This window comes from Pseudomonas sp. XWY-1 (assembly GCF_002953115.1).
GTDB lineage: Bacteria > Pseudomonadota > Gammaproteobacteria > Pseudomonadales > Pseudomonadaceae > Aquipseudomonas > Aquipseudomonas alloputida.
In genome coordinates this window covers 1378243-1404367 of the sequence record NZ_CP026332.1, presented here as the reverse complement: position 1 = coordinate 1404367, position 26125 = coordinate 1378243, and the positions used below count along the sequence as shown (strand labels likewise).

Genomic DNA, 26125 nt, shown 5'->3' with positions numbered 1-26125 from the left:
CCTCACTGGACCATGGCGGAAGCGTTGTTCCAGTCGTTCACGTACTTTTGGGAGACCTCGGGGGTCCAGCTGAAATCGATACCGGCGTTGGGGAATTCCTTGGCCAGCACGGCGCCGAACGACACGCGGTCGGCACAGTGGTCCTGCTTGCAGGCCTCGGGTTCACCGGCGCTGTAGGCACGGTAGGTAGGCACGGCGCGGCCGTCGTCCAGCGGGTAGTACGGCGTGGCGTTGGCCACCTGGGTCACGTACCAGCCTTCGCTGTATTCCTCGTCCGCAACCAGGCGGCCGTTGCTCGGGAAGTCGATGCTGTAGAAGTCACCTTTCTTGCCGGTGACGTGCACCATCATCGGCATCACGCTGGCCGAAGTCGCAGGGTTTTGCTGCTCCAGTGGCGAAGCGAAGCGCACCTTGATACCGGCCATCTGCGCCAACGCCTCGGTTTCGCGCCCCTTGAAGTCGCTCATGCCGTCCTGCAACTGCTGGTAACGCTCCAGCACACGGGTGTGCACGCGGGCCAGTTCCTGTTGGCGCTGACGCTGCTCACGCACACGCTGCTGCTCTCGCTGTACCGCCCAGTTGGCACCGTCGCGCACATCGAAGAACAGGCCTTGGCGGTTGATGCCGATGCGGTTGCGGGTGATTTTCTGCGCGTCGTTGCCCCAGATGTTGTTCGAGATCGCCGACAAGTCTTTGACGATGAACAGGTTGGCCACATCGGTGGTGGTCGGCGAGGTGGTCTTGATCAGGTCGAAGATTTCCAGCGCAGCTTCCTTGTACTTGGTCGCGTCCAGGGCAAACGACTCGTCCGGGGTGACCGCGACGTAGTAAGGGTCGCTGCCGAACGGGCGGAGCACGCCGTAGCTGGAGCGGGTGAACGTCAGGTACACCTTCATCTGCCGGCCTGGGATCTCGCCGACCAGGAACGCGGCCTGGTCAGCTTGCGGCGTGAGATAAGAAACGGCCTTGTCCTTTACCGCAGGCTCAAGGCTCTTGTTGAAGATCAAACCACTCGGGTGAGCATAGACGCGGGTCCAGTTATCACCCCGGTAGGTACCCACAGCCTTCCAGCTGATTTTGTCGAAGCTGCCTTCACCAAAGCCGGACGCCGGGCACGGCATGGCCGGGGTGGTGCCGAACGACAGGGTGTCGCCATCGCCGATGATCGAGGTACTGAGCACCCATTTGCAGCCGGTGCCGTCCGTTACCTGCATCAGGTTGCGGTTTTCCAGGACCACCGAGCGACCGAAGTCCGAAGTGGGGGCTGCGGCGACTGCTGTGGCAGGTGCCGGGACGGGCGGCACAACAGGGGCTGCTGCCGGGGCTTCGGGGGTTGGGGCTGGCTCTGCAGCTACGGCTGGCGCCGGCACGGGGGCCGGAGCGGGTTTTGCCTGCGCAGGTGCGGCTTCGACCACTGCCGGCGCCGCTGCAGCAGCAGGGGCTGGGGCTGGGGCTGGGGCCGGAGCAGGTGCCGGTGTCGGTGCAGCAGCAGCCGGTGCTTCTGGCTGCGCAGGTGCCGGAGCGGGTGCAGCTGCTGCAGCCGGTGCCGGGGCGTCAGTGGCAGGTGCAGCAGCCAGGGTCACCAGCCCCAGGTTGCTGGCATTGCCCGAGCCGCTGGCGTACAGGTTGCCCTTGGCATCGACCGCCTTCCAGCTCACCTTGGCGGTCGAGCAGTCCTTGGCGAACACGAACGGCAGCTTGGTCAGCAGGCCCGCCAGCAGTTCCTGGTTATCCCAGGCCGGGCGGGTAATGGTCAGGTCGACCTGGGGTTTGCACCAGGTGGTGGCATCCCCGGGCACTTCGACCTTGATGTTGTCTTTCTTGGAAAAGGCCAGCTCGTGGGCGAACGCCTGCGGTACCAGACCACAAGCGCCGATCACAGCCAGCGCGAGCGCGTGCTTTTTCATGGAGTTCCTCAGATCAGTTCCCAGGTGCCGTTGGCTTGTTTGCAGAAGGTGTTCTGCTCTTGTTCGGTCTGGCCGCTTTGCGATTTCAGGCTGACGGTGACCGGGCGGCAGGCCGCTTCGGCGGCAACTGTCTGGGTCGGCAGCGACTGCACCGAGTCCAGGTCGAAACCTTGGGTTTCCTTGCTGGCGGCAACGTCCAGCTCGTCCAGGTTGACGGCTGGCGTTACACGCTTGGCAACCGCTTGCGCCTTGGGCTCGACGTAGTTCTTGTGCACATAGCCCACGGTCACACCCTTGCGCCCGACCAGGACCCAGTCACCGGTGGAGCCCACGGCGGTGAATTCGGTGTGGTTCTTCAGGCTGCCGACCTTCTCGCCAGCCTGGTTAGGCGCGGCGCGCACGTTGAGGTTGTCGCTGATGGTCACATACGGCTCGTTGATCAGCTTCATCGACGGCACCGCCTGGATCTTCGGCGCGCGCTTGACCTCGACCTGCTTGGTCTTGGTGTATTCCTTACCCGGCACGATCTGCGCGGTGGCGCCAGAGTGGTCGGACTTCCAGGTCACAGGCTGGGCGCTGGCGGTGGTCTGTTGCTGGCTCAGCACTTCCTGGGTGCGCAGCGCCAGGGCTTGCTGGTCCTTTTCATCGAGCATGTGGCCGATGCGGTTGCCCACGTAGGCGCCAATGCCACCTGCGATCAGCGCGGCGGCGATCTTGCCGTTGCCACTGCCCATGGTCGAGCCGATGGCCACACCGGCCAGGCCACCGATCACGGTGCCCGCTTGCTCTTTGCTGATCCCGAGCTGTGCACAGGCCGTGGTAGAGGCGATGGCGACCGCCAGAAGGGACGCGACGAATTTCTTACGCAAGTGGAGCACTCCATTTTCGGTGGGGCGCACAGCCGCGTACCGCAGCCAATGGTTGGCGGCAGCATTCGAGTTTGTGCGGGGTTTTCAGAAAGTGTGCAGCACTGGCCGCAGACGACAATTCAGCCGTCCAGCGAGGGGCGCAGGGGGAGACCAGTACGGCGCAAAGCATCCAACGAATCCATGTCAGGAAGAGTTCATCGCCCAGCGCGCGTAATCATTACGGCGTGTGGCCTGGGCGTGAGTGGCGTATCAGAGCGCCGCATTGTAGCCCAAGGTGCCATTGGCAGTTCAAGACAAAATGTTGCAGGAAGCCTGTCTGATTGATTAGTAGAAATCCGTCCTACAACTTGAACTCAGAATTATCCCCTTCCTTGTAGGGCGTTTCCCAAACATACTGCCAACCCGCTCAAACGGTTGCGACGGATTCGGTCGCGCTCTAGTCTCGGCTCGTCGTTGTGAAATCAGCGACCGGCTTTGACAGGCCGACTACTCAAGTTTCCGTTGCAGCGCTTAATGGCAGCTGTGCATGGGGCACATTCGTGTGCGCCGGGTCCTTGGGTACCGGTCTGTCAACCCATGTATAGCTGCCTCCATTCGTTTGACAGCATTGCCAGGCGGCTCCACTACCCAAGGCGCAAGACAGTCCCCGATCCGCCCTACTCCCCCGATTCCACCCAGATCCTGCAAGACACCCTGGTCCAGTCTTCAGAGTACGTGCTCTGCGCCCTGTCCGTGGCCCGCCAATCCGTGCAACTCAAACCTACCGCCCACAGCTCGATCGTGATGCAGGCCGTGATCCATGAAATGGAAGCAGTACAGGGGCTGGTCGAGTCAGCGTTGATGCAGTTGCAGATGCGGCCGCATTTACCCACAGAGCCTTACACCTTGCATTAGCAGGTCAGGCCCCTTCGCGGGCACGCCCGCTCCCACAGGGTCATCACAGCCGTCACGCACTGCACAGTACCTGTGGGAGCGGGCGAGCCCGCGAAGAGGCCAGCCCAGGCAACCCAAAATCCAGGGAAACAAAACAATGCCCACCGACAACACAAAAGAACCCACCACAGTCGGCAAGACCTGCTTCTACCAAGGCGAAAACAACACCCACCCGCTGTTCCGCATCGAACCCGGCATCCCCTGCCAGGACGCCCGCGAAAAGGCTTCCGAACTGATGGGTTACGTGCGCGACCTGATCATCACCGGCCTGATGGACGGCGACCAGAAACTGATCTGGGCCTCGCATTACCTGAGCGCGATGGCCAAGGCGCTGCTGGATGATGCTGAGTTGGGGATGATGAAAAAGTAAGCCGCAACGAAAAAGCCCCCGAAAGCTTTCGCTTCCAGGGGCTTGATCTTGTATGGCGGAGAGATAGGGATTTGAACCCTAGGTACTGTTGCCAGTACAACGGATTTCGAATCCGTCCCGTTCGACCACTCCGGCATCTCTCCAATGCCGCGCATCATACCAGCGTTCTTTAAAAACGCAAATCTTTTTTTCAAAAAAATCGCGTGGTATCAGGCGCTTGCGTGAACGCGCCGCTTACAGCGGCACGCCCAGGCGCTTGGCAACTTCTTCGTAGGCTTCGATCACGTCGCCCAGGCCCTGGCGGAAGCGGTCCTTGTCCATCTTCTTGCGGGTTTCTTTGTCCCACAGGCGGCAGCCGTCCGGGCTGAACTCGTCGCCCAGCACGATCTGGCCGTGGAATACGCCGAACTCCAGCTTGAAGTCGACCAGCAGCAGGCCGGCGTCATCGAACAGCTTGCTCAGCACTTCGTTGACCTTCAACGACAGCTTCTTCATTTCTACCAGTTGCTCGGCGGTGCCCCAGCCGAACGCGACAACGTGGGATTCGTTGATGAAGGGGTCGCCCTTTTCGTCGTTCTTCAGGAACAGCTCGAAGGTGGACGGCTCCAGCTTGATGCCCTCCTCCACGCCCAGGCGCTTGACCAGGCTGCCGGCAGCGTAGTTACGCACCACGCACTCGACCGGAATCATGTCCAGCTTCTTCACCAGGCACTCGTTGTCGCCCAGCAGCTTGTCGAACTGGGTCGGCACGCCGGCTTCTTCCAGTTTCTGCATGATGAAGGCGTTGAACTTGTTGTTCACCATGCCTTTGCGGTCGAGTTGTTCGATACGCTTGCCGTCGAACGCCGAAGTGTCGTTACGGAACAGCAGGATCAAGCGGTCGGCGTCATCGGTCTTGTAAACCGATTTGGCCTTGCCGCGGTAAAGTTCTTCGCGTTTTTCCATGATTGGGCTCCGCTTGCTTGAGGTGTTGGGCTAGGCGATTTCGCGCCAGTCGAGCCCGTGTTCCTGATTCGCCACCTGGAGCCAGTCCGGGTCACACCCGAGGGTGTCGACAAAGCACTGGCGGGCCAAGTGTGGCAGGTTGTTCTTGCTGCTGAGGTGGGCCAGCACCAGGTGTTGCAGGTTGTTCCAGCCCAACTCGTGCACCAGGCGCGCGGCCTGGTGGTTGTTCAAATGCCCTTGCATGCCACCCACCCGCTGCTTCAGAAAAGCCGGGTAGTGACCACGTGCCAGCAGGTCGCGGCAGTGGTTGGCCTCGATCAGCAGTGCATCCAGGCCCTGGTAACGCTCCAGCAACAGCGCGTCGTAAGAGCCCAGGTCGGTCAGCATGCCAAAGCGCCGCTTGCCGTCGCTGACCACGTACTGCAACGGCTCGTAGGCGTCGTGCTCGACCCGCGCTGCGGTTACTTCCAGGCTGCCGATACGCAGGCTTTGGCCACACGCGAGAAAACCGGCCACCTCCACCGGCTTGCGCATGCCGCGCAAAGTCCCTTGGCTGAGGTAGACCGGTACATTGTAGCGCCGTGACAGCAAGCCGACCCCATGCACGTGGTCGGCATGTTCGTGGGTGACCAGCACTGCACTGAGCTGAGCGGCAGAAACCCCGAGCAGCGCCAGGCGCCGCTCGGTTTCACGCAGGGAAAAGCCGCAATCGACCAGGATGAACGTGTCACCACTGGCGATCAGCGTGCCGTTCCCTTGGCTGCCGCTTCCGAGTACCGCGAAGCGCACTTAGCCCAGGTGGTCCTGAATGGCGCTCAGCACACGGCGGGCGACATCGGCCGGAGCCACGGTGTTGATGTTTTTCTCGACCGTGACCTGCACGCTCTCACCCACCTTGCTCAGGCGAACCTGGTAACGCTCGGCACGGGCTTCACGCTCTTCCTTGGTCGGCTCGCTGCCGAACAGGCGGCTGAAGAAGCCAGGCTGGTTCTGCTTGTCGTCAGGCTTTTCGGACAAGTTGATGTAGTACAGGCCCAGGCTGCGGTTGATGTCCTCAACACGCCATTCGCCACCCTGCTCCAGGGCACGGCCCACGCCAGACCAGGCGCGGTCCAGGTCGGAGCCCAGGTACAGCACCGGGTTGCCGCTGCCGTCTTCGCTCAGGCTGACGCGGCTTGGCGCGTCGAAATCGCGCGCGGCCAGCAGCGACACCGAACCACCCTTCTCGGCGCTGCGGTTCATGCTGGCAAGCATTTCGTCGGCCAGCAGGGCATCGGTGCCGGTATTGATGGAGGTGGACGGGAACGCAGGCTCGGCAGTGCTGCCCGCCGGGCGCTCGACGCTGACCACATACACTTCGGAGGTGTTGCGCTGCACGCCAGGCTCCATACGCACACGTACACGCACCTCGCTGTCGCCGCTGCTGGCAGTGCTGGCCAGACGCTGGCCAAGCGATGCCGACAGTTCGTCGAAACGCTGCCAGGCGGTGTTGAACTCACCCGTCTGCGGGCGCTCTTCAGCAATGCGGAAGCCGTTGTCCTCGAAGAACTGCCGGGCTACCGGCCACACTTCGGCTGGCGAATGCTGGGCCAGCACCCAACGGCTGCTGCCGCTGCGCTGCAGGCTGTAGTCGGTGACCTGGGCGGCACCGCCCGTCAGCGGTTGCGGGCGAGGCACTTCGAACTCACCCTTGACGGTATCGTCAGCGACGTTACGCGGAATCGGCAGCAGCGGATCAAGGCGCTTGACGTTGCTGGCGTCCGGCGGCAGCTGCATCGGCGCGGTCGGGTGCGCCTGCAGGTAGTCACTGCCGCGGTCGCGGAAATAGCCATCCTCGCCCCACAGCCAGCCACACCCACTGGTGTTGGAGATAATCAGGGCAAGGGCGGAAAGACCAGCCAGTCGCTTCATGCGGTGTACTTCCTCTTAAACCAGTACGCCGGACTGGCGCAAGGCAGTACGGACTTTTTCGTGGCAGCCTTCGCTCAGCCAGGTCAGTGGCAGGCGAATACCTTTTTGCATCAGGCCCATTTCGACGAGCGCCCATTTCACCGGGATCGGGTTGGACTCGCAGAACAGGTCTTTGTGCAGCGGCATGAGTTTTTCGTTGATTGCGCGGGCCTTCTCGGCATTGCCCTCAAGGGCGGCCTCGCACAGGTCCGCCATTTCGCGCGGAGCGACGTTGGCGGTGACGGAGATGTTGCCCTTGCCGCCCATCAGGATCAGCTCGACGGCAGTCGGGTCGTCGCCGGACATGACGATGAAGTCCTTGCTGACGCCATCGAGAATGGCCTTGGCGCGGGCCAGGTCGCCCGTGGCTTCCTTGATGCCGATGATGTTCGGCACGGTCGACAGGCGGATCACGGTCTCGGCCTGCATGTCGCAGGAGGTACGGCCGGGAACGTTGTAGAGGATCTGCGGGATGTCGACGGCTTCGGCGATGTGCTTGAAGTGCTGGTACAGGCCTTCTTGCGTCGGCTTGTTGTAGTACGGCACAACCAGCAGGCAGGCGTCGGCGCCAGCATTCTTGGCGTTCTGGGTCAGGTGCACGGCTTCGGCGGTGGAGTTGGCACCGGTGCCGGCGATGACCGGAATTGGTTTGGCGCTGCGTTTGACGCGCTCGACCACGTGCTTGATGACCAGGATGTGTTCTTCGACATCCAGCGTGGCCGACTCACCGGTGGTGCCGACAGCGACGATCGCATGAGTGCCGTTTTCCAGGTGGAAGTCTACAAGTTTGTCGAGGCTGCCCCAGTCAACACGCCCTTGTGCATCCATGGGTGTGACCAATGCCACCATACTGCCCGCAATCATGTAACTGCTCCTGCCGGAAAAAGAGAGCGGTAATGGTACTGGGGGCATCGACCTTGCACAAGCGAAGCAGGCGGGTGGAGCATTCCCCTCGGCGGCTTATTTCGCTACCCTTGGCCCTTTGATCGGTGCAGCGCGGCCCGCCGGGCCGTCGACCTTGCTCCCCGCCAGCGTCCAAGACCTCGCATGCGAGCCCCGGGCCCTGCCGACAGGAGGCTTTTGCCCGTCCTGTGCCGACCGCTCATCGCTTTAGGAATGCTGCATGTCCACCCCCACCGTCCGCGAACAATTCCTTGTCATCAGTGCCCTGGGCCCGAACCCCATGGAGCTGGCCAACGTCCTCAGCCGCGCTGCCTTCGAAAACCGCTGCGCGGTGGTCACCTCGCGCCTGAGCCGCCACGGCGAGACCAGCGCCCTGGTGCTGCAGGTGGGCGGCAGCTGGGATGCCCTGGCACGTCTCGAATCCACCCTGCCAGGCCTGGGCAAGAAGCACGGCCTGACCCTCGACGTGGTCCGCAGCGCGGACCAGGAAGTGCGCCCGCAGGCTCTTCCGTATGTGGCCTACGTGAGCGCTGCCTACCGCCCGGACATCATCAACGAGCTGTGCCAGTTCTTCCTTGACCACCGCGTCGAGCTGGAAGCCATGACCTGCGACACCTACCTGGCGCCGCAAACCGGTAGCAGCATGCTCAACGCCCAGTTCACCGTGATTCTGCCGGCCGGCACGCAGATCAGCTGGCTACGCGACCAGTTCCTGGACTTTGCCGATGCCCTGAACCTCGACGCACTGATCGAGCCATGGCGTCCCCAGAACCCTATGTAAGGAAACCGATCATGGCTGTAGCACTCGACCAACCTGTCGCCGACTTCCAGGCCCAGGCCACCAGCGGGCAAACCGTCAGCCTTGCCGAACTCAAGGGCCAGCAGGTGGTGGTGTACTTCTACCCCAAGGACAGCACCCCAGGCTGCACCACCGAGGGCCAGGGCTTCCGCGACCAGCACGACGCCTTCGCCGCGGCCAACACCGTGGTATTCGGTGTGTCGCGTGATGGCATCAAGTCGCACGAGAACTTCAAGGCCAAGCAAGGCTTCCCGTTCGAGCTGATCAGCGACAAGGACGAGGCCCTGTGCCAGCTGTTCGACGTGATCAAGCTGAAGAAGCTGTATGGCAAGGAGTACATGGGCGTTGACCGCAGCACCTTCCTGATCGACAAGGACGGGGTGCTGCGCCAGGAATGGCGTGGCGTGAAGGTGCCCGGGCATGTGGATGCCGTATTGGCGGCCGCCCAAGCCTTGAACAAGGCTTGAAATTGAATGGGGCTGCCTTGCAGCCCTTCGCGGGCACGCCCGCTCCCACCGGAATTGTGCAGGGCCCAGTGGGAGCGGGCGTGCCCGCGAAGGGCCGCAAAGCGGCCCCAATTACATTCAAAGCATCGGTGAAACGCTAGGCTCCTGCTTGGGCCACGCATCCAGCACGGCCTTGATCAGCGTCGCCAGCGGGATGGCGAAGAATATCCCCCAGAACCCCCACAGCCCGCCAAACAGCAGCACCGCGCAGATAATCGCCACCGGGTGCAGGCTCACCGCTTCGGAGAACAGCAGCGGTACCAGCACATTGCCATCCAGCGCCTGGATGATCGCGTACACCGTCATCAGGTAGATGAACTGGTCGCCCCAGCCCCACTGGAACAGCGCAATCAGGGTCACCGGCACGGTCACGACCACCGCGCCCACGTAAGGCACCACCACCGACAGCCCCACCAGCAACGCCAATAGCGCTGCGTAATTGAGCCCCAGGCTGATGAAGGCGATGTAAGTGGCAATGCCGCAGATCAGAATCTCGATACCCTTGCCACGGATGTAGTTGGCGATCTGCCGGTTCATCTCGCTGCCCACCCGGTTCAGCAAGGTGCGCTGGCGCGGCAGGTAGCCGCTGACCCAGCGGCCAATGAGTTCGCGATCCTTCAGGAAGAAGAACACCAGAATCGGCACCAGCACCAGATAGATCATGGCATTGACCAGCAGTGGCAGGCTGGACAGCGAGAAGGTCAGCGCCCATTGACCAAACTTGCCAATTTCACCGCGCACCGACTCGATGGCGTGCAATACCTGCTCGTCCGACACCAGGTGCGGATAACGCTCCGGCAGCAGCAGCAACAACGACTGCCACTTGCCGAGCATGCCCGGCAGCTCGTTGAACAGCGTGATCAGCTGGTGCCACAGCAGCGGTACCAGCACCAGCATGAACACCGCCAGTGCGCCCATGAACAAGGCGAACACCAGCATCACCGCCAGCCGTGTAGGTACGCGCACGCGCTCCAGGGCGTTGACCAGCCCCTGCATCAGAAACGCCAGCACCATGCCCGCCAGCACCGGCGCGAGCATGCCGCCCAGGGTGAGCACGGCGGTAAAAGCCAGGAACAGCAGGACCGCCAGTACCACCGCTTCCTCATCGGAGAAGTAGCGCTGCACCCAGTCGCGAAGCACTTTGAACATTGACGATCCTTGGAAAAGACTCAGGCCTTGCGCAGCCAGTAAGTGTAGGTACCGGCCTCGGCCGTTTCTTGCAGCAGGGTATGACCGGCCAACTGGGCGAAAGTGCGGAAATCGCGCTGGGAGCCTGCGTCCGTGGCGATTACCTTGAGCACCGCGCCACTGGCCAGGCGATTGAGCTCCATCTTGGCCTTGAGCAGTGGCAAAGGGCAATTCAGCCCGCTGGCGTCCAGTTCGGCGTCGCAGGTCAGGGTGTTACTCATCGCAGGGTCTCCAAAGGCATCGCCAGGCTGCTTCTTGGCATGGCTGGCTAGGATAGCGCCACTGGTCGTCAACGTGTGAGCCCGCTACAGTAGGTATCTTTGATCCGACGCGAGCTTCATGCATGAATCTACTGCGCCCTACCCTGCTGACGCTGGCCTGCCTGATGGCCCTTCCCGGCCATGCTGACGACCTGCCATCACTGGGTGATGCCAGTTCTGCGATCGTCTCGCCGCAACAGGAGCACCAACTGGGCCGTGCCTGGCTCAGCCTGCTGCGCGGCCAGGTCAATCAGCTCAATGACCCACAGCTCAAGGACTATGTCGAAACCAGCGTGTACAAGCTGGCCGAAACCAGCCAGCTGCAGGACCGGCGCCTGGAATTCATCCTGATCGACAGCCGCGAGCTGAACGCCTTTGCCGCCCCGGGTGGCATTGTAGGGGTCAACGGTGGGCTGTTCCTCAACGCCCAGACCGAGGGCGAATATGCCTCGGTACTGGCCCACGAACTGGCGCACTTGTCGCAACGCCACTTCGCGCGGGGTGTCGAGGCCCAGCAGCGTATGCAGTTGCCGATGATGGCGGCGCTGCTGGCCGGCATCGTACTGGCCGCAGGTGGCGCCGGCGACGCGGGCATCGGCATGATTGCCGGCACCCAGGCAGCGGCCATTCAGGAGCAACGGCGCTTCTCGCGCCAGAATGAACAGGAAGCCGACCGTATCGGTATCCAGAACCTGGAAAAGGCCGGCTACGATCCACGCAACATGCCGACCATGTTCGAGCGCCTGGCACGCCAGTATCGCTATGACGCCAAACCGCCGGAGTTCCTGCTGACCCACCCGGTGACCGAATCACGTATTGCCGACACCCGTAACCGCGCCGACCAGGCGCCCAAGGGTGGTATCGAAGACAGCATGCGCTACCAGCTGATCCGCGCCCGGGTGGCGCTGACCTACGAAGGCACGCCGGGGCTTGCCGCCAAGCGCTTCCGCGCCCAACTGGACGAAGACCCAAAGCTGGACGCCGCACGTTATGGCCTGGCCTTGGCACAGATCAAGGGCGGGCAATTGAACGAGGCGCGTGAAATGCTCAAGCCGCTGCTGGCCAAGGCGCCTAACGACATCACCTACAACCTGGCACAGATCGACCTGGACATCACCAACAACCGTCTTGCCGACGCCCAGCAGCGCGCCGAACGGATGCAGGGGCTGTACCCGGGCAACTACCCGTTGAAACAGGTGCGTGCCGACCTGCTGGTGAAACAGAACAAGCCGGCTGAGGCCGAGAAGGTGTTGAACGAGCTGGTGAAGAGTCGGCCGGATGACCCGGATGTGTGGTACGACATGGCCGAGGTGCGTGGCTTGTCGGGCAATACCATTGGCTTGCACCGGGCGCGTGCCGAATACTTCACGCTGGTCGGCGACTTTGATCAGGCAATCCAGCAGCTGGATTACGCCAAGCGTCGGGCGGGCGGTAACTTCCCGCTGGCCTCACAGATTGACCAGCGCCAGCGCGAGATCATGGAGCAGCGGCGCATGGTTCAGGAAATGATGGGGCGCTGAAGGCGATTCGCGGGCAAGCCCGCTCCCACAGGTACTCCACCGCCTTGGTAAACGGTGCAATATCTGTGGGAGCGGGCGAGCCCGCGAAGAGTATGACGCGGTCTGGCGTCAGGCATTACCAGACAGCTTCAGCCGCGCCGCCTGGGTAAAGTCCAGCATGCGATTAAGCGGCTTGATCGCCTTGGGCACCAGCGCCGGGTCAACGAAAATCTCGTTGGTGCCGTTACGCAGGCAATCCAGCACCCGCTCCAGGGTGTTCATCGCCATCCACGGGCAATGCGCACAGCTGCGGCAGGCCGCGCCGTTGCCGGCGGTGGGGGCTTCGACGAACTCCTTGTCCGGGCACAGCTGCTGCATCTTGTAGAAGATGCCGCGGTCGGTGGCGACGATGAAGGTTTTGTTCGGCAGGGTCTGGGCAGCCTTGATCAGCTGGCTGGTGGAGCCCACCGCATCGGCCAGCTCGATCACCGCTTCCGGCGACTCGGGGTGCACCAGGATCGCAGCATCCGGGTACAGCGCCTTCATGTCGGCCAACTGGCGCGACTTGAACTCTTCGTGAACGATGCAGGCACCGTCCCACAGCAGCATGTCGGCACCGGTTTGCTTCTGGATGTAACGGCCCAGGTGCTGGTCCGGGCCCCAGATGATGGTTTCGCCGTTGTCCATCAGGCTTTCGACAATTTCCAGCGCGCAGCTCGAAGTCACTACCCAGTCGGCGCGTGCCTTCACCGCTGCGGACGTGTTGGCGTAGACCACCACGGTGCGCTCAGGGTGCTGGTCGCAGAAGGCCGAGAACTCTTCCACCGGGCAACCCAGGTCGAGCGAGCAGGTGGCCTCCAGTGTCGGCATTAGCACGCGCTTTTCCGGGGTGAGGATTTTTGCCGTCTCGCCCATGAAGCGCACACCGGCCACGATGACCGTTTCGGCCGGGTGGTTCTTGCCGAAACGGGCCATTTCCAAAGAGTCGGACACGCAGCCGCCGGTTTCTTCAGCCAGCGCCTGGATGACCGGGTCGCAGTAATAATGGGCAACCAGCACGGCATTCTGGGCTTTGAGCTCGGCAGCGATGGCCGCACGGTATTCGGCCTCCTGCTCGGCTGTCAGCGGGTTGGGCTGCTTGGCGTCGAGGTGGGCCTGAACCAAAAGGCGTTCGGAAATCTGGGTCATGATCGCTGGACCTGCAGGCGCGCTTGCGCGTCAAATCGAGTGTATCACCCGGCCCTGACAGATCGGCTAAGGGCGCCGGACGGCATGCTGACCGCCACGGCCCTCTGCGGGCGCGGATTATTATCGGAGGCCGAAGGCTACAGACAATCCAGCGATTACTAAAGGGGTTTTTGTAGTGCTTGTGCGGGCCCCTTCGCGGGTGAACCCGCCCCTACACTGTGAAATCCTCGTAGGAGCGGGTTCACCCGCGAAGAGGCCGCAACAGGAGAAACCATCACCCCTGCGGCGACAGGGCCCCCAGATGCGCCGCCATGAACATGGCAAATTCTTCTACGGTCATTTTTCTGCCATTGAAATCGACCATGCCATCGGCATAGTGCAGGCTGCTGACCACATCATCGCCCTGCACGGTAGCCATGCCGCTCTGCAGCGCCATCATGCCGACCATCTCCCCCGCCTGGCTCGACTGCATGGCAATCGCTTGGGCGTCGGTCTGGCCATCCAGCAACGCCTGCAAGGTCGCCAGGTCACCGATCATCGGCTTGGACAGCGACAGCTTGCCTTTCACCTCGGTGATAATCTGCTTGCTCAGCTGGTCCGGCGGCAGGTCGAAGCTGGCCGGCGCGGCGAGGTCCATCGACAGGTTGAAGCGGCTCTCGCCATTGGCGGTCTTGAACGACAGGTTTTCCACCGCCAGCTTGGGCTTGGCGGCCAGCAATTTCTGCAAGTCACCCTGGAAGCGGGCCTTTTCGGCGTCGTCCATCTGGATCTGCGGTACCGGCTGGCCAGCCGCACTGGCGGCCTCGAACTCCGGCAAGTGCGACTGGTACCACTTCGACAAGGCCTGCAGCGCCGGGGCGTTTACCGAAGTCACGCTCACCGCCATCTGCGCCTTGCCTACCGCGCGGCCATCCCAGCTGATGTCACCGACCTTGTACTCCGCGCGGCCACCTACGGTGTCCGTGCCGTCGAGGGTTTGCAAGGCGTTCTGTTCCAGGCCCTTGATCAGCAGCACCTGCTGTTTCGGCCCAAGGGTGACCTTGGTTTCGGCCAACGCCAGATCGACGTTGCCGACATAGATGGCATCGTGCGCGGTGGCTGCGAGGTTACCGCCAAACGTCAGCCCTTTGAGCTCGAAGGTGGCCGGCGGCTGGTCGTCATGCACCCATTTCATCACCAGCCTGTCGGCCTGGCCCTGGAACTTCGAGGCCTTGCCCTCCTTGTCCCCACTGACTTCGAACTGCATGCCCGAGAAGTCAAGGCTGTTGCCATCCGCTTCGTCAAACTTGAGCGGCGCCAGCTGAACCTGGCTGACCACATTGCCGCCGTAACCCAGGCTGGTCTGCGCGCTGATCGGGGCCTTTTCACCCGCAGCGGCGAACCATGGCGCGACGGCGTCATCCTTCTGCAGCGTGCTGTTGCTGACCGCCATTACCGGCATCAGCTTCAGTGCCCTGACCCTCGACCAGGGAAACGGGCCGTGCTCGATCTGGTCGGTCACGCCCACGTCAAAATTGATCACCTCGCCCTGACCCACGTTGACGTCGCGAGCCTTGAGCCGGTACTGGGCAGTGCTGCTGAAGAGATGCTGCTCCAGCGACACACGCTCGATGCTCATGCTACCACCGGTACTGACCAGGGCCTTTTTGAGTTCGGCGTTGCTGCGTGCAAGGGCGTTATCCAGCTCTGCCGGCAGCTGCTTGCCGGTGTACCAGGCGCCTGCGGTAGTTGCGACGGCAATGGCGATAGCCAGGCCGGAAAGGATGCCAACTGATTTCTTCATGAATAGAACCGATTGCTGTCCGTAAGGGCTTCGAAGGCGGCCAGAGGCCACGCAGAAATCGAAGAGTACCACCCCCGATTGGGCCGAGTGCTGGCCCAGGTCGAGAAATGCCATTTTTCGGACACATCCGACAGCAAGGTGAGACAAGCAAAGGGCTCGTTAATTTTTACGAACACACAAATTGATCATAATCGCAAAAAAACGCGCAAAAACCGAACAAACCCCGTATTTAATCGATAGATATTTCAATCTGGCAACATCTTGTCATGTTTAACTTGACACCCACCTACCCATCGTTTTTTATTTTCACCACTTTGCGCGCCCCCACCGCGCCTTCCGCCGCTCCAACATAAAAGGTGAACAACATGGAGCCCACCCGCTCGCCCTTGCCGCATGCGCAATACACCGTGCCCGTCGTTTACGCCAAGCAGCAGGAGCCATGCCAGCATGCAGCCTGACCACAGCGCTTCCGGCAACGGCCAACTCCGCAAAACCCTGCGCCTCTGGCACGTGATCATCATCGGCCTGGCCTACCTGACCCCGATGACCGTGTTCGATACCTTCGGCATCGTCAGCGGGATTACTGCCGGCCATGTACCCAGCGCCTACATCCTGGCATTGGCTGGCATCCTGTTCACCGCGGTGAGCTATGGCACCCTGGTAAAACGCTTCCCGCAGTCGGGCTCGGCCTACACCTACACCCAGCGCGCGATCAACCCGCACGTGGGCTTCCTGGTGGGCTGGTCTTCGTTACTGGACTACCTGCTGCTGCCGATGGTCAACGCACTACTGGCCAAGCTGTACCTTTCGGCCATGTTCCCGGAAGTGCCTGAGTGGATGTGGGTGGCCGGCTTCGTCACCCTGATCAGCCTGATCAACATGCGCAGCGTGAACCTGGTGGCGCACTTCAACCTGCTGTTCGTGGGTGTGCAGGTGGCGATCATCGCCGTGTTCATCTACCTGTGCGTACGCGGCCTGGACCAGGGTGAAGGGCTGGGTACCACCTGGAGCCTGATACCGTTCGCCGACAGCCAGACCCAGTTCAGCGCCCTGGCCGCCGGTGCGACCATCCTGTGCTTCTCGTTCCTGGGCTTTGACGCAGTCACCTGCCTGTCCGAGGAAACCCGCGATCCGGCCAAGACCATTCCCCGGGCGATCTTCCTCACCGCACTGATTGGCGGTGTGGTGTTCATCACCGTGTCGTACTTCATCCAGGCCTACTTCCCGACCATGGCCCGCTTCCACGACCAGGAAGCAGCCCTGCCGGAAATTGCCCTGTACGTTGGCGGCAAGCTCTTCCAGTCGATCTTCATCGCCTGCACCGTGATCAACACCATCGCCTCGGGCCTGGCCTCGCAAACCAGCGTGTCACGCCTGCTGTATGTAATGGGCCGCGACAACGTGATCCCGGCCAGCGTCTTCGCCCGCCTGCATTCGCGCTACAAGACGCCAGTGCTGAACATTGCCGTGGTAGGGCTGATTTCGCTGTCGGCAATCTTCTTCGACCTGGTCACCGCCACTTCCATCATCAACTTCGGCGCCCTGGTCGCGTTCAGCTTCGTCAACCTGTCGGTGATCAACCACTGCTACCTGCGCGAAGGCAACCGTAAAGGCCTGGCCAACCAGCTGAAGTACCTGGTGCTGCCGACCATCGGCTTCTGCATCATCGTCTCGCTGTGGCTGGACCTGAACGCACATTCGCTGATGTTTGGCGGTATCTGGGCTGCGCTCGGGCTGGCCTATCTGGGCTGGCTGACCAAAGCCTTCCGCGCGGCACCGCCCAACTACGTCGCCGAATGACCCACGCTGCCAACAACGCCCGCGCCTGATCGCGGGCGTTGCATTTGTTCGAAAAGGAAAGCCCCCATGCCGCTGCGTCGCCTCTCCATCCAGTGGAAGATCACACTCCTCGCCGGCCTGTGCCTGCTGGCCATTGTCGCCTTGCTGGTCGCCACCTCGCTGACCCAGGCCCATCGCAGCGCCGCCCTGGTCAACCAGGCCAACACTGCCATGCTCGAAGACAGCGCCCGCCAGCGCCTGCAGGCCCATGCCGAAACCCAGGCCTTGCGTATCCAGCGCTACTTCATGGACGCCTACCAGTACGGCAATGGCTTTGCCCGCCTGGTACAGGTGCTGAAGGACCGTGGTGGTAGCGACCTGCGCGCCGAACTGACCCGCCAGGCGCGTGCCAGCCTGGCCGGCAACCCGGATGTGATTGGCCTGTACCTGGTGTTTCAACCCAATGCCCTGGACCAGCAGGACAGCCACTACCTCGGCCAGGACGCCATGGGCAGCAATGAGAGCGGGCGTTTCTCGCTGTACTGGTCCCAACCAAGCCCCGGCACCCTGGAACTTGAAGCCATGCCGGAAACGATGCTCGGCGACACCAGCATCGGCAGCAACGGCGCGGCGAAGAACCGCTGGCTGACCTGCCCGCAGGACACCGCCAGGACCTGCATGCTCGAACCGTACCTCGACGAGGTCAACGGCCGTCAGGTGCTGATGACCAGCATCGCTCTGCCCTTGCTGGAACACGGCAAGGTAGTCGGCGTGGTCGGCGTGGACATCGGCCTGGCCAACCTGCAGCAACTGAGCGTGGACGGCCGCCGCGACCTGTTCGACGGCCAGGGCCAGGTGAGCATCGCCACCGCCGCCGGCCTGCTGGCCGGCAACAGTCGCGACGACAGCGTGCTCGGCAAGCCCATGGACAAGGCGGTAGCCGACGGCCTGCTGCGCGTGGCCCACCCCTTCACGCCAATCCCTGACACAGCCCCGTGGCAGGTAGTGCTGGAACTGCCGGAAAGCGTGCTGCAGGCCCCTGCCGTCGCCCTCAACCAGCGCCTTGATGCCCATAACCAGAACGCCAACCTCACCAGCCTGCTGATAGGCCTTGGCACGGCTATCGCCGGTTTGCTGCTGGTGTGGCTGACCGCGCGCGGCGTTACCCGGCCAATCCTGGCCGTGGCTGCACGCCTGGAAGACATTGCCAGTGGCGAAGGCGACCTTACCCGTCGCCTGGACTACGCCCACCAGGATGAACTGGGCCAGCTCACCGGCTGGTTCAACCGCTTCCTCGACAAGTTGCAACCGGTCATTGCCCAGGTCAAAGGCTCGCTGCAGGAGGCCCGCAATACCGCCGACCAATCGGCCGCCATTGCCAGCCAGACCAGCGACGGCATGCAGCAACAGCATCGCGAAATCGAACAGGTGGCCACAGCGGCCAACGAAATGAGCGCCACCGCCCTGGATGTCGCCCACAATGCCTCGCAGGCGGCCCAGGCCGCACGCGCCGCGGATCAGGCCAGCCAGGAAGGCTTGCAACTGGTGGACAGCACGCGCCAGGGCATCGACCGCCTGGCCGCCGGTATGAACACTGCCATGGACGAGGCTCGTGCACTGGAAGACCGCAGCGGGCAGATCGGCTCGGTGCTTGAAGTGATCCGCACCATTGCCGAACAAACCAACCTGCTGGCACTGAATGCCGCCATCGAAGCGGCCCGCGCAGGCGAAGCCGGGCGTGGCTTCGCCGTGGTTGCCGATGAGGTGCGCGGCCTGGCCCAGCGCACGCAGGTTTCGGTGGAGGAAATTCGCCAGGTCATCGAAGGCCTTCAGCAAGGCACCCAGGACGTGGTCGGTGCCATGCATGCAGGCCAACGCCAGGCCCAGGACAGCGCCGCACGCATGGAGCAGGCATTACCGGCGCTGCAGCGTATTGGCGAGGCCGTGGCGGTGATCAGCGACATGAACCTGCAGATAGCCTCGGCGGCGGAAGAGCAGAGTGCGGTGGCCGAGGAAGTGAACCGTAACGTGGCCGGCATTCGAGACGTGACAGAATCACTGGCTGGGCAGGCCGATGAATCGGCACGCATCAGTCAGGCCCTGAACCGGCTGGCCAACCAGCAGCAGGCGCTGATGGAGCAGTTTCGCGTCTAGCCTGTCAGGGCCTCTTCGCGGGCACGCCCGCTCCCACAGGTTCGGCGTGCCCTAAGGGGCTGTGCAGTTCCTGTGGGAGCGAGCGTGCCCGCGAAGAGGCCCTGACAGGCACCGCACCATTGTTATTTTTGAGCACAACTTATGCCTAATCCAACCCGATCCACCTTCTTCGACATCACCAGCGAACAAGGGCTTTTACGCACCTCGATCGCCGCCACCCTGTTCATCGCCACCATCGGCATCGCCTTCGGCCTTGCCTCCGGATCGTTCTCCATCGTCTTCGACGGTGTGTACTCGCTGGTCGACGCCAGCATGAGCGGGCTGTCGCTGGTGGTGGTCAAGCTGATCACTTCGCACACCACCAGCGTGCAGATGTCGCGCAAGCTGCGCGAGCGCTTCACCATGGGTTTCTGGCACCTGGAGCCCATGGTACTGGCGCTCAACGGCATTCTGCTCGGCGGCGTGGCCATCTACGCGCTGATCAATGCCGTCAGCAGCCTGCTGCAAGGCGGGCGCCACCTGGAGTTCGGCATTGCCATGGTCTACGCGGCGCTGACGGTGATCACCTGCGTGACCATCGCCGTCATCGAGGCCCGCGCCAACCGTAAACTGAAGTCAGACTTCGTGCGCATGGACGTCAAGGGCTGGGTGATGTCGGCCAGCATCACTGCCGCACTGCTGATCGCCTTCTGTTTTGGTTATGCCGTGCAGGGCACTTCGCTGGAATGGGTATCACCCTATATTGACCCGGCGGTGCTGGCGCTGGTGTGCCTGGTGATCGTGCCGTTGCCGATGTCGGTGGTGCGTCAGGCGCTGTCTGAAATCTTCCTGGTCACCCCCGGCGACCTCAAGCTGCACGTAGATGAGGTGGCCAAGGCCTTCGTCGCCCGCCACGGTCTGCAGTCTTACCGCGCCTATGTCGCCAAGGTCGGGCGTTCGCGGGAGATTGAGCTGTATTTCATCGTGCCCAAAACCATGGCGGCGAAGACCATCGATGAATGGGATGCCTGGCGCAACGAGATTGGCGACGCGGTAGGCGGCGAAGGGCCGGACCGCTGGCTGACTGTGGTGTTCACTGGCGACCCGGAATGGGCCGAGTAATTGGTGGGCGCTCTGCGCCCCTTTTTTCCGAACACCCGTAGCGCAAACGAAAAAGCCCGCGACCATTTCTGGTAGCGGGCTTTCACGTACTGCGTATGGTGGGTCGTGTAGGATTCGAACCTACGACCAATTGGTTAAAAGCCAACTGCTCTACCAACTGAGCTAACGACCCATTTGATGGCGCGTATAATACTGATTTCTAACGAGAATTCAACACCCCATCACGATTTTTTCAAAAATACCGAGTCGGATCTTCGATACCGGCGGCCTTGAAACCATCGGCGCGCAGGCGACAGCTGTCGCATTTGCCACAGGCGCGGCCGTCATCGTCGGCCTGGTAGCAGGAAACGGTCAGGCTGTAGTCCACACCACGGGCCATACCGGCCTGCACGATCTGCGCCTTGCTCATGTTCTGCAGCGGCGCCTGGATGCGGAAGCCCTGCCCTTCTACGCCAGCCTTGGTCGCCAGGTTGGCCATGCGCTCGAAGGCCTCGACGAACTCGGGTCGGCAATCCGGGTAGCCGGAGTAATCCACGGCGTTGACGCCAATGAAGATGTCGCGCGCTTCCAGTACTTCGGCCCAACCCAGGGCCAGCGAAAGGAACACGGTGTTGCGCGCCGGCACATAAGTGACCGGAATGCCTTCACCCGGGGCTTCCGGCACGTCGATGCTGCTGTCGGTCAATGCAGAACCGCCGATGCCGTCGAGGTTCAGCCCAATCACCTTATGCTCGACCACACCCAGGTCGCGGGCCACGCGGGCAGCGGCGTTCAGCTCGGCACGATGACGCTGGCCGTAGTCGAAGCTCATGGTGTAGCAGCTGTAGCCTTCGGCCTTGGCCATGGCAACCACGGTGGCCGAGTCCAGGCCGCCGGACAACAGGATTACTGCGCGTTTTTCTGTCATGTGTACGTGCTCCTCAATCAACGTCCGGGCTCGTCGTTCCACAGCAGCTTGTGCAGCTGCAGCTGGAAGCGTACAGGCAGGTTGTCAGCAACGATCCAGTCAGCCAGGTCACTGGCGTTCACCTGATGATGGCTGGGTGAGAACAACACCTCACCGGCACGCTCGGCCAGGTTGTACTGGATCAGCTTGGATACCGCCCAGTCATAATCCTCGCGGGAACAGATGACGAACTTGACCTGATCGTTGCGTGTCAGCTGCTCGATGTTCTCGTAGCGGTTACGGTGCGACTCTTCGGAGCCTGGGGTTTTCAGGTCGACCACACGGCTGACGCGGGTGTCGGTGCCGGCAATATCCAGCGCGCCGCTGGTCTCCAGCGACACCTCGTAACCGGCATCACACAGCCGCTGCAGCAACGGCAAGGCGTTGGGCTGAGCCAGTGGTTCGCCACCGGTGACACAGACGTAGCGCGGTTTGAAGCCGGCCACTTGTTCGAGGATCGAATCAAGGGTGCGTACGGTACCGCCACTGAAGGCATAGGCACTGTCGCAGTACTGGCAACGCAGGGGGCAACCGGTGAGGCGCACAAATACCGTGGGCAGCCCGGCCGTTCGCGTCTCACCCTGCAAAGAGTAAAAGACTTCGGTGATGCGTAATGTGTCTTGCATGATCGCCACGGGCGTGACAGCTAAACAGGCTGTCCGCCTCCGTCAGGCACTGTCGCGGACTCGACATAGCGTTATCCGCAGCAGCGTGTTTACGAAAAAAGGGCAGTGATTCTAACGAAAAAACCCGCGACTGGCGCGGGTTTCTTTCGAGCGGTACAGCGACAAGGCCTAGAGCTTCTGCAGGTCACGCTGGGCCAGTTGAGCGGCAGAGGTGCCGGGGTACTGGGTGACGACCTGCTGAAGGATGCCTTTTACCTTGTCGGTATGGCCCATACGGCGCTCGACGTCAGCCAGTTTGTACAGCGAATCTGGCACCTTGCTGTGCTTCGGGTACTTTTGGCTGACCTGGGCAAAGGCCTGGCTGGCGCCTTGCAGGTCACCCTTGGCCAGGTTCACTTCACCCAACCAGTACTGGGCATTACCGGCGTACTGGCTGTTGGGGTACTTGCGCAGGAAGGCGTTGAACGCCTGGCTGGCCTTGTCGAAGTCTTTCTGTTTGATCAGGTCGAAAGCTGCGTCGTAATAGAGCTTCTCTTTCGCCGGATCACCGGGCTGGCTACTGCCGGCCGGTTGTTGCGCAGCAGCACCTGCTGCGGCATCGGGGGCGGCATTGGACGCACCACCACCGGAGGAATTGTCAGGGGTTGCGGCAGGCGCAGCGCCACTGTTGATGCGACGGTCCAGGTCCTGGTAACGCTCCAGGTTTTCCTGCTTCATGCGGGACACATCGTTTTGCAGCTCTTCGATGATGCCTTGCTGGCGGGAAAGCTGATCCTGCATCTGTTGCAGCTGCATGAACAGCTGGCCCTGTGCAGAGGCAGGGGCCGAAGCCCCTGACCCGGCATAGGCGCCGCTCGTGCCATAACCCGCAGGCGGATAGCTGCCTGCGTTGTCATCTACTACAGGGACCTCAGCCCAGGCCGCAAGCGGCAGGCTGAGTGCGAGGACGGTTACTACACGGCGGCACATACGCATAAGAACTTACTTACGCAGTTCTACGCGACGGTTCTGAGCCCAGGACTGCTCGTCGTTGCCGGTAGCAACTGGACGCTCTTCGCCGTAGGAAACCAGTTCCAGCTGAGCAGGGGAAACGCCCTGCAGAACCAGGTAGCGCTGAACGGCTTTCGCACGACGCTCACCCAGAGCCATGTTGTACTCGCGGGTGCCGCGCTCGTCGGTGTTACCTTCCAGAACAACACGGTTGCCGTTGGCTTTCAGGTCCTTGGCGTGAACGTCCAGAGCGCGCATGGCTTCTGGCTTCAGGTCCGAGCTGTCGTATTCGAAGTAGAAGGTGGTGATTGCGCGCAGGGCGGCTTCTTCGCTCAGGGAGCCGTCAACAGCGCCAGTGTTGGCACCGTAGCCAGCGTTAGGGTCTACAGCAGCGCCTTCGCCTGCGTTATCACCGCCCTTCGAGGAGCAACCTACAGCTACGGCCATGGCCAGAGCCAGCGCAGCAAATTTACCAAACTTCAGCATTTCCATCGTGAAACTCCTAATGAAACCCCAGTGTGTTAAGCAAAATGTATTACGCCGCAATCAGTTCAGGTAAGGGGACCAGGACGGTTCTCTGACTTCGCCTTGAGCGGTAGGAAGTGGGAGCCTCACGCGGCCGTTCAGCGACACGAGCATCAAGACTCCCCGGCCCTGCTGGCGGGTGGCGTAGATTAGCATGGTGCCGTTTGGCGCAACAGTGGGAGACTCATCAAGACTTGTTTCAGACAGAATCTTTACACTTCCGCGTTGCAAGTCCTGTGCCGCCACTTTGAAGTTGGTAAAGCCCTGTTGGCGATGAATCATTACCAAGGTCTTTTCGTCCGCCGAAAGTTTCGGGTTGGCGTTGTAGTTACCTACGAACGTTACGCGCTCGGCACCACCACCACTGACCGACTGTTTATAGATCTGCGGTTTGCCGCCACGGTCGGAAGTGAAGTAGAGGGTGTTGCCATCTTTACCCCAGAACGGCTCGGTATTGATACCCGGGCCTGCAGTAACACGGCTGATCTGGCGCGAGGCCACGTTCATCACGTAGATGTCCGGGTTGCCGTCCTTGGACAGCACGAACGCCAGGCGCGAGCCGTCCGGCGACCAGGCTGGCGCACCGTTCAGGCCTTCGAAGTTGGTCACCTGCTCGCGGCGGCCAGTATCGATGTTCTGCACGAAGATACGTGGGCGCTTCTGCTCGAACGAAACGTAGGCGATACGTTTGCCATCTGGCGCAAAGCGCGGCGACAGGATCGGCTCACGCGATTGCAGCAGGGTCACCGCACGCGCACCGTCGTAGTCCGAACGCTGGAGGGTGTAGCGGGTGTTGTTGGTGGAGAAACGCTCGGCCGTCACGTACAGCATGCGCGTAGAAAACGCGCCCTTGATGCCGGTGAGCTTCTCGAACGACTGGTCGGCAATGTAGTGCGCCATGTCGCGCAGCTGGTCGGTGCTGCCCGCCACGCTGCCGGTCAGCACTTGCTGCTCGGTGGCGACGTTGAACAGCGCGTACTGCACCTGCAGGCGACCGCCCGACGGCACGATGCTGCCGACCATCACGTACTGTGCACCCAGCGCTTTCCAGTCACGGAAGATCACTTCGCTGGCCTGCGACGGCTGGCTGATCATGTTCTGCCGCGGAATTGGCGAGTAGTAGCCAGAGTTGCGCAGGTCGTTGCCGATGATGTCGGCGATGTCTTCAGGCAACACGCTACCGCCCTGCAGACCGAACGGTACTACCGCGATGGGCGTGGCCCGGTCGCTGCCGCTGGTAACCAGGATGTTCTTTTCTTCTGCCACCGCCATGCCTGCCACGCAGCAGAGCATGACCAGCAGTCCTCTCAGACGTTTAATCACAACGCTAGATCCTCAGGTGTAAATGTCATCTTGAACGAACGATATTGGTTGAAATCGCTCGGCTTCATACCCTGCATCTCGGTCAAACGACCAATGTTCTTCACCGCAGCCACCGCCGAACTGTCATACGGGCCGTCACCACTGGACCGGGCCACGCTGACATTGGTGATGGTACCGTCCGGCAACATGTTGATCTGCAGGACCACCGTCATGCCCTTGCGCGCGGAAGGCGGACGTGCCCAGCCCTCGGCCGCGCGCATGCGGATCAGGTCGTCGAAGTCGCCGGCCACCTGGTCACCCTGCTCGTCGGCCAGCGCCTGCTGCCGCTCGGTGGTATCGGACAACAGCTCGGCCAGTGCCTGGGCTTTCTTGTCTTCTGCCGCCTTGCGGGCCGCTTCCTGTGCCTTCTTCTTCTGGGCATCTGCAGCGGCCTTTTTCTTGGCCTCTTCAGCTGCCTTCTTCTTCGCGTCCTCGGCCGCCGCTTTCTTCTTGGCGTCCTCGGCTGCTTTCTTCTTGGCCTCTTCGGCTGCCTTTTTCTTGGCGTCCTCGGCGGCTTTCTTCTTCGCCTCTTCAGCGGCCGCTTTCTTGGCCTCTTCTTCGGCTTTTTTCTTGGCTTCGTCCTCGGCCTTCTTCTTGGCGATGTCGGCCTGCTGTTTCTCGGCAGCTTTCTTCGCCTCGTCGGCCTTCTTGGCTTCGGCAGCTTTCTTGGCCTCGGCAGCCTTGGCGGCTTCAGCGGCCTTGGCAGCATCCTCGGCTTTTTTCGCCTCGGCGGCTTCGCGGGCCTCTTCGGCCTTTTGAGCGGCGTCAGCTTTCTTTTGTTCCGCGGCCTTCACGGCCTCCTGCTCGACCTTCTTCTGTTCCAGCTGCTCGACTTCGGTCTGGCGCGAAGCGGTTTTCTTCGCCTCCCCGGCAATCTTCTGATTGGTCTGGGTGGTTGCCTGGCTCTTGGACTTGAGCTGGTACAGGGTCGCCTGAACGATCGGCTTGGAAGGCGGCAGCTCCGGCGTCATGGCAAAACTGACGAACAGCAGGGCGAACACCAGCACATGCAGGCCGATGGCCCAGACACTGGGCCAGAAGTAGCTTTCCGAGGCGGATGGCTCTCGCTGTTGCATCAGGGCGCCTCGGTAATCAGGCCAACGTTACCGACACCGGCCTTCTGCAACCCGCCCATGGCACCCATGACCGCGCCATAGTCGACAGCCTTGTCGCCACGAATGAACACCTGGGTCTGCTTGCCCTGGTCACGGCCGGCAGCAATGATCTTGGTCACGGCGTCGGTCATGGCCGGCAAGGTCATGGCTTTGTCCATCTGCTTGTCGGTATCGACTTCGCTGCCGAGGTTCCAGTAATAGGTTTTATCGGCCTTGATGGAGATGGTGAGGATCTGGACGTTGTTGTCCTGCGGCAAGGCTTCGCTGGAAACCTTGGGCAGGTCGACCTTCACGCCCTGGTTGAGCATGGGCGCCGTCACCATGAAGATGACCAGCAGCACCAGCATCACGTCGATGTAGGGCACCACGTTCATCTCGGCGACGGGCTTGCGTTTGTGGCGAACTCGGGCCATGGGCTTCTACCTGA

25 protein-coding genes, 2 tRNA genes and 1 pseudogene are annotated in these 26125 nt (G+C 61.9%); 9 read left to right on the top strand and 19 right to left on the bottom strand.

All coding sequences use genetic code 11. From position 1 onward, the window contains the following. Window positions 1-2: 2 nt before the first annotated feature. Both PRJ_RS06670 and PRJ_RS06665 read right to left on the bottom strand, forming a co-directional pair. Complete coding sequence (locus tag PRJ_RS06670) at window positions 3-1907, bottom strand: hypothetical protein (protein WP_104960973.1); 1905 nt, start codon at window positions 1905-1907, stop codon at window positions 3-5. Window positions 1908-1915: 8 nt separating this feature from the next. Continuing rightward, window positions 1916-2776, bottom strand: a complete 861-nt coding sequence (locus PRJ_RS06665) for an SH3 domain-containing protein (RefSeq protein ID WP_104960972.1) — start codon at window positions 2774-2776, stop codon at window positions 1916-1918. A gap of 576 nt (window positions 2777-3352) precedes the next feature. Between PRJ_RS06665 and PRJ_RS06655 the strand changes: the two genes are divergently transcribed. Next, window positions 3353-3670, top strand: coding sequence for a hypothetical protein (locus tag PRJ_RS06655; protein WP_104960971.1), 318 nt, complete (start codon window positions 3353-3355; stop codon window positions 3668-3670). A gap of 136 nt (window positions 3671-3806) precedes the next feature. Then, window positions 3807-4079, top strand: coding sequence for a DUF3077 domain-containing protein (locus tag PRJ_RS06650; protein WP_104960970.1), 273 nt, complete (start codon window positions 3807-3809; stop codon window positions 4077-4079). Window positions 4080-4132: 53 nt separating this feature from the next. Here PRJ_RS06650 and PRJ_RS06645 read toward each other — a convergent pair. The 5 genes from PRJ_RS06645 to dapA all read right to left on the bottom strand — a co-directional run bounded on the left by PRJ_RS06645 (window position 4133) and on the right by dapA (window position 7838). Then, a tRNA-Ser gene (locus PRJ_RS06645) sits at window positions 4133-4222 on the bottom strand. Window positions 4223-4313: 91 nt separating this feature from the next. Beyond that, complete coding sequence (gene purC / locus PRJ_RS06640) at window positions 4314-5024, bottom strand: phosphoribosylaminoimidazolesuccinocarboxamide synthase (RefSeq protein ID WP_003254733.1); 711 nt, start codon at window positions 5022-5024, stop codon at window positions 4314-4316. Window positions 5025-5054: 30 nt separating this feature from the next. Then, window positions 5055-5813 (bottom strand): MBL fold metallo-hydrolase, encoded by a 759-nt coding sequence (locus PRJ_RS06635; protein WP_003254735.1) that lies wholly within the window; start codon window positions 5811-5813, stop codon window positions 5055-5057. Further along, window positions 5814-6935 (bottom strand): outer membrane protein assembly factor BamC, encoded by a 1122-nt coding sequence (gene bamC, locus PRJ_RS06630; protein ID WP_064492889.1) that lies wholly within the window; start codon window positions 6933-6935, stop codon window positions 5814-5816. Window positions 6936-6950: 15 nt separating this feature from the next. Next, window positions 6951-7838, bottom strand: a complete 888-nt coding sequence (dapA, locus tag PRJ_RS06625) for a 4-hydroxy-tetrahydrodipicolinate synthase (protein WP_003254739.1) — start codon at window positions 7836-7838, stop codon at window positions 6951-6953. A gap of 259 nt (window positions 7839-8097) precedes the next feature. Between dapA and PRJ_RS06620 the strand changes: the two genes are divergently transcribed. Both PRJ_RS06620 and PRJ_RS06615 read left to right on the top strand, forming a co-directional pair. Beyond that, window positions 8098-8658, top strand: a complete 561-nt coding sequence (locus tag PRJ_RS06620; protein WP_003254741.1) for a glycine cleavage system protein R — start codon at window positions 8098-8100, stop codon at window positions 8656-8658. Between the two features lie 11 nt (window positions 8659-8669). Next, window positions 8670-9143: a peroxiredoxin gene (locus PRJ_RS06615; RefSeq protein WP_003254742.1), complete on the top strand. Its 474-nt coding sequence runs from the start codon at window positions 8670-8672 to the stop codon at window positions 9141-9143. Window positions 9144-9260: 117 nt separating this feature from the next. Here PRJ_RS06615 and PRJ_RS06610 read toward each other — a convergent pair whose 3' ends face one another. Together PRJ_RS06610 and PRJ_RS06605 are read right to left on the bottom strand one after the other, a co-directional pair. Then, window positions 9261-10331, bottom strand: a complete 1071-nt coding sequence (locus PRJ_RS06610) for an AI-2E family transporter (protein WP_003254744.1) — start codon at window positions 10329-10331, stop codon at window positions 9261-9263. Between the two features lie 20 nt (window positions 10332-10351). Further along, window positions 10352-10591, bottom strand: a complete 240-nt coding sequence (locus tag PRJ_RS06605; protein WP_003254745.1) for a sulfurtransferase TusA family protein — start codon at window positions 10589-10591, stop codon at window positions 10352-10354. Window positions 10592-10713: 122 nt separating this feature from the next. Between PRJ_RS06605 and PRJ_RS06600 the strand changes: the two genes are divergently transcribed. Continuing rightward, a complete protein-coding gene (locus PRJ_RS06600; RefSeq protein WP_014590004.1) occupies window positions 10714-12150 on the top strand; it encodes a M48 family metalloprotease in 1437 nt (478 codons plus the stop codon). Window positions 12151-12258: 108 nt separating this feature from the next. On the opposite strand, the gene nadA is transcribed toward PRJ_RS06600, so the two are convergent. Together nadA and PRJ_RS06590 are read right to left on the bottom strand one after the other, a co-directional pair. Continuing rightward, window positions 12259-13317, bottom strand: a complete 1059-nt coding sequence (gene nadA / locus PRJ_RS06595; protein ID WP_003254747.1) for a quinolinate synthase NadA — start codon at window positions 13315-13317, stop codon at window positions 12259-12261. 274 nt (window positions 13318-13591) lie between these two features. After that, window positions 13592-15100 (bottom strand): YdgA family protein, encoded by a 1509-nt coding sequence (locus PRJ_RS06590; RefSeq protein WP_104960969.1) that lies wholly within the window; start codon window positions 15098-15100, stop codon window positions 13592-13594. A gap of 447 nt (window positions 15101-15547) precedes the next feature. On the opposite strand from PRJ_RS06590, the gene PRJ_RS06585 reads away from it, so the two are divergent. From PRJ_RS06585 to PRJ_RS06575, 4 genes and pseudogenes are all read left to right on the top strand, one after another. Further along, complete coding sequence (locus PRJ_RS06585; protein ID WP_104960968.1) at window positions 15548-16900, top strand: APC family permease; 1353 nt, start codon at window positions 15548-15550, stop codon at window positions 16898-16900. A gap of 66 nt (window positions 16901-16966) precedes the next feature. Further along, a pseudogene (gene mcpU / locus PRJ_RS30630) lies at window positions 16967-18175 on the top strand (methyl-accepting chemotaxis protein McpU); the annotation flags it as partial. 102 nt (window positions 18176-18277) lie between these two features. After that, a complete protein-coding gene (locus PRJ_RS30625) occupies window positions 18278-19033 on the top strand; it encodes a methyl-accepting chemotaxis protein (RefSeq protein ID WP_370688784.1) in 756 nt (251 codons plus the stop codon). A gap of 141 nt (window positions 19034-19174) precedes the next feature. Then, a complete protein-coding gene (locus PRJ_RS06575; protein ID WP_014589999.1) occupies window positions 19175-20134 on the top strand; it encodes a cation diffusion facilitator family transporter in 960 nt (319 codons plus the stop codon). Between the two features lie 96 nt (window positions 20135-20230). Here the strand turns inward: PRJ_RS06575 and PRJ_RS06570 are convergent. The 8 genes from PRJ_RS06570 to tolR all read right to left on the bottom strand — a co-directional run bounded on the left by PRJ_RS06570 (window position 20231) and on the right by tolR (window position 26111). Next, a tRNA-Lys gene (locus PRJ_RS06570) sits at window positions 20231-20306 on the bottom strand. A 60-nt stretch (window positions 20307-20366) separates the two neighbouring features. Then, window positions 20367-21059 (bottom strand): 7-cyano-7-deazaguanine synthase QueC, encoded by a 693-nt coding sequence (gene queC, locus PRJ_RS06565; RefSeq protein WP_076403786.1) that lies wholly within the window; start codon window positions 21057-21059, stop codon window positions 20367-20369. Next, the gene (gene queE / locus PRJ_RS06560; protein WP_003254753.1) at window positions 21059-21706 is read right to left on the bottom strand and encodes a 7-carboxy-7-deazaguanine synthase QueE; all 648 of its coding nucleotides are present in this window, start codon (window positions 21704-21706) and stop codon (window positions 21059-21061) included. The genes queC and queE overlap by 1 nt, the downstream gene beginning before the upstream one ends. A gap of 168 nt (window positions 21707-21874) precedes the next feature. After that, window positions 21875-22681: a tol-pal system protein YbgF gene (gene ybgF / locus PRJ_RS06555; RefSeq protein ID WP_003254754.1), complete on the bottom strand. Its 807-nt coding sequence runs from the start codon at window positions 22679-22681 to the stop codon at window positions 21875-21877. A gap of 6 nt (window positions 22682-22687) precedes the next feature. After that, window positions 22688-23188, bottom strand: a complete 501-nt coding sequence (gene pal, locus PRJ_RS06550) for a peptidoglycan-associated lipoprotein Pal (protein ID WP_003254755.1) — start codon at window positions 23186-23188, stop codon at window positions 22688-22690. A 54-nt stretch (window positions 23189-23242) separates the two neighbouring features. Next, on the bottom strand, window positions 23243-24514 hold the full coding sequence (gene tolB / locus PRJ_RS06545) for a Tol-Pal system beta propeller repeat protein TolB (RefSeq protein ID WP_012051477.1): 1272 nt from the start codon (window positions 24512-24514) through the stop codon (window positions 23243-23245). Window positions 24515-24540: 26 nt separating this feature from the next. Then, window positions 24541-25659 carry a cell envelope integrity protein TolA gene (gene tolA, locus PRJ_RS06540; protein WP_010952368.1) on the bottom strand — a complete coding sequence of 373 codons (1119 nt, stop codon included), beginning with the start codon at window positions 25657-25659 and terminating at the stop codon, window positions 24541-24543. Next, a complete protein-coding gene (tolR, locus tag PRJ_RS06535; RefSeq protein ID WP_003254760.1) occupies window positions 25659-26111 on the bottom strand; it encodes a protein TolR in 453 nt (150 codons plus the stop codon). Before tolR ends, tolA begins: the two co-directional genes overlap by 1 nt. Between the last annotated feature and the right edge of the window lie 14 nt (window positions 26112-26125).

What these genes read in the sequence shown, in the direction of transcription:
- PRJ_RS06670 (WP_104960973.1), bottom strand. Translation starts at nt 1,907, where the DNA reads ATGAAAAAGCACGCGCTCGCGCTGGCTGTGATCGGCGCTTGTGGTCTG.
- PRJ_RS06655 (WP_104960971.1), top strand. Translation starts at nt 3,353, where the DNA reads ATGTATAGCTGCCTCCATTCGTTTGACAGCATTGCCAGGCGGCTCCAC.
- PRJ_RS06650 (WP_104960970.1), top strand. Translation starts at nt 3,807, where the DNA reads ATGCCCACCGACAACACAAAAGAACCCACCACAGTCGGCAAGACCTGC.
- purC (WP_003254733.1), bottom strand. Translation starts at nt 5,024, where the DNA reads ATGGAAAAACGCGAAGAACTTTACCGCGGCAAGGCCAAATCGGTTTAC.
- bamC (WP_064492889.1), bottom strand. Translation starts at nt 6,935, where the DNA reads ATGAAGCGACTGGCTGGTCTTTCCGCCCTTGCCCTGATTATCTCCAAC.
- dapA (WP_003254739.1), bottom strand. Translation starts at nt 7,838, where the DNA reads ATGATTGCGGGCAGTATGGTGGCATTGGTCACACCCATGGATGCACAA.
- PRJ_RS06620 (WP_003254741.1), top strand. Translation starts at nt 8,098, where the DNA reads ATGTCCACCCCCACCGTCCGCGAACAATTCCTTGTCATCAGTGCCCTG.
- PRJ_RS06615 (WP_003254742.1), top strand. Translation starts at nt 8,670, where the DNA reads ATGGCTGTAGCACTCGACCAACCTGTCGCCGACTTCCAGGCCCAGGCC.
- PRJ_RS06610 (WP_003254744.1), bottom strand. Translation starts at nt 10,331, where the DNA reads ATGTTCAAAGTGCTTCGCGACTGGGTGCAGCGCTACTTCTCCGATGAG.
- PRJ_RS06605 (WP_003254745.1), bottom strand. Translation starts at nt 10,591, where the DNA reads ATGAGTAACACCCTGACCTGCGACGCCGAACTGGACGCCAGCGGGCTG.
- PRJ_RS06600 (WP_014590004.1), top strand. Translation starts at nt 10,714, where the DNA reads ATGAATCTACTGCGCCCTACCCTGCTGACGCTGGCCTGCCTGATGGCC.
- nadA (WP_003254747.1), bottom strand. Translation starts at nt 13,317, where the DNA reads ATGACCCAGATTTCCGAACGCCTTTTGGTTCAGGCCCACCTCGACGCC.
- PRJ_RS06590 (WP_104960969.1), bottom strand. Translation starts at nt 15,100, where the DNA reads ATGAAGAAATCAGTTGGCATCCTTTCCGGCCTGGCTATCGCCATTGCC.
- PRJ_RS06585 (WP_104960968.1), top strand. Translation starts at nt 15,548, where the DNA reads ATGCAGCCTGACCACAGCGCTTCCGGCAACGGCCAACTCCGCAAAACC.
- PRJ_RS30625 (WP_370688784.1), top strand. Translation starts at nt 18,278, where the DNA reads ATGCAGCAACAGCATCGCGAAATCGAACAGGTGGCCACAGCGGCCAAC.
- PRJ_RS06575 (WP_014589999.1), top strand. Translation starts at nt 19,175, where the DNA reads ATGCCTAATCCAACCCGATCCACCTTCTTCGACATCACCAGCGAACAA.
- queE (WP_003254753.1), bottom strand. Translation starts at nt 21,706, where the DNA reads ATGCAAGACACATTACGCATCACCGAAGTCTTTTACTCTTTGCAGGGT.
- ybgF (WP_003254754.1), bottom strand. Translation starts at nt 22,681, where the DNA reads ATGCGTATGTGCCGCCGTGTAGTAACCGTCCTCGCACTCAGCCTGCCG.
- pal (WP_003254755.1), bottom strand. Translation starts at nt 23,188, where the DNA reads ATGGAAATGCTGAAGTTTGGTAAATTTGCTGCGCTGGCTCTGGCCATG.
- tolB (WP_012051477.1), bottom strand. Translation starts at nt 24,514, where the DNA reads ATGCTCTGCTGCGTGGCAGGCATGGCGGTGGCAGAAGAAAAGAACATC.
- tolA (WP_010952368.1), bottom strand. Translation starts at nt 25,659, where the DNA reads ATGCAACAGCGAGAGCCATCCGCCTCGGAAAGCTACTTCTGGCCCAGT.
- tolR (WP_003254760.1), bottom strand. Translation starts at nt 26,111, where the DNA reads ATGGCCCGAGTTCGCCACAAACGCAAGCCCGTCGCCGAGATGAACGTG.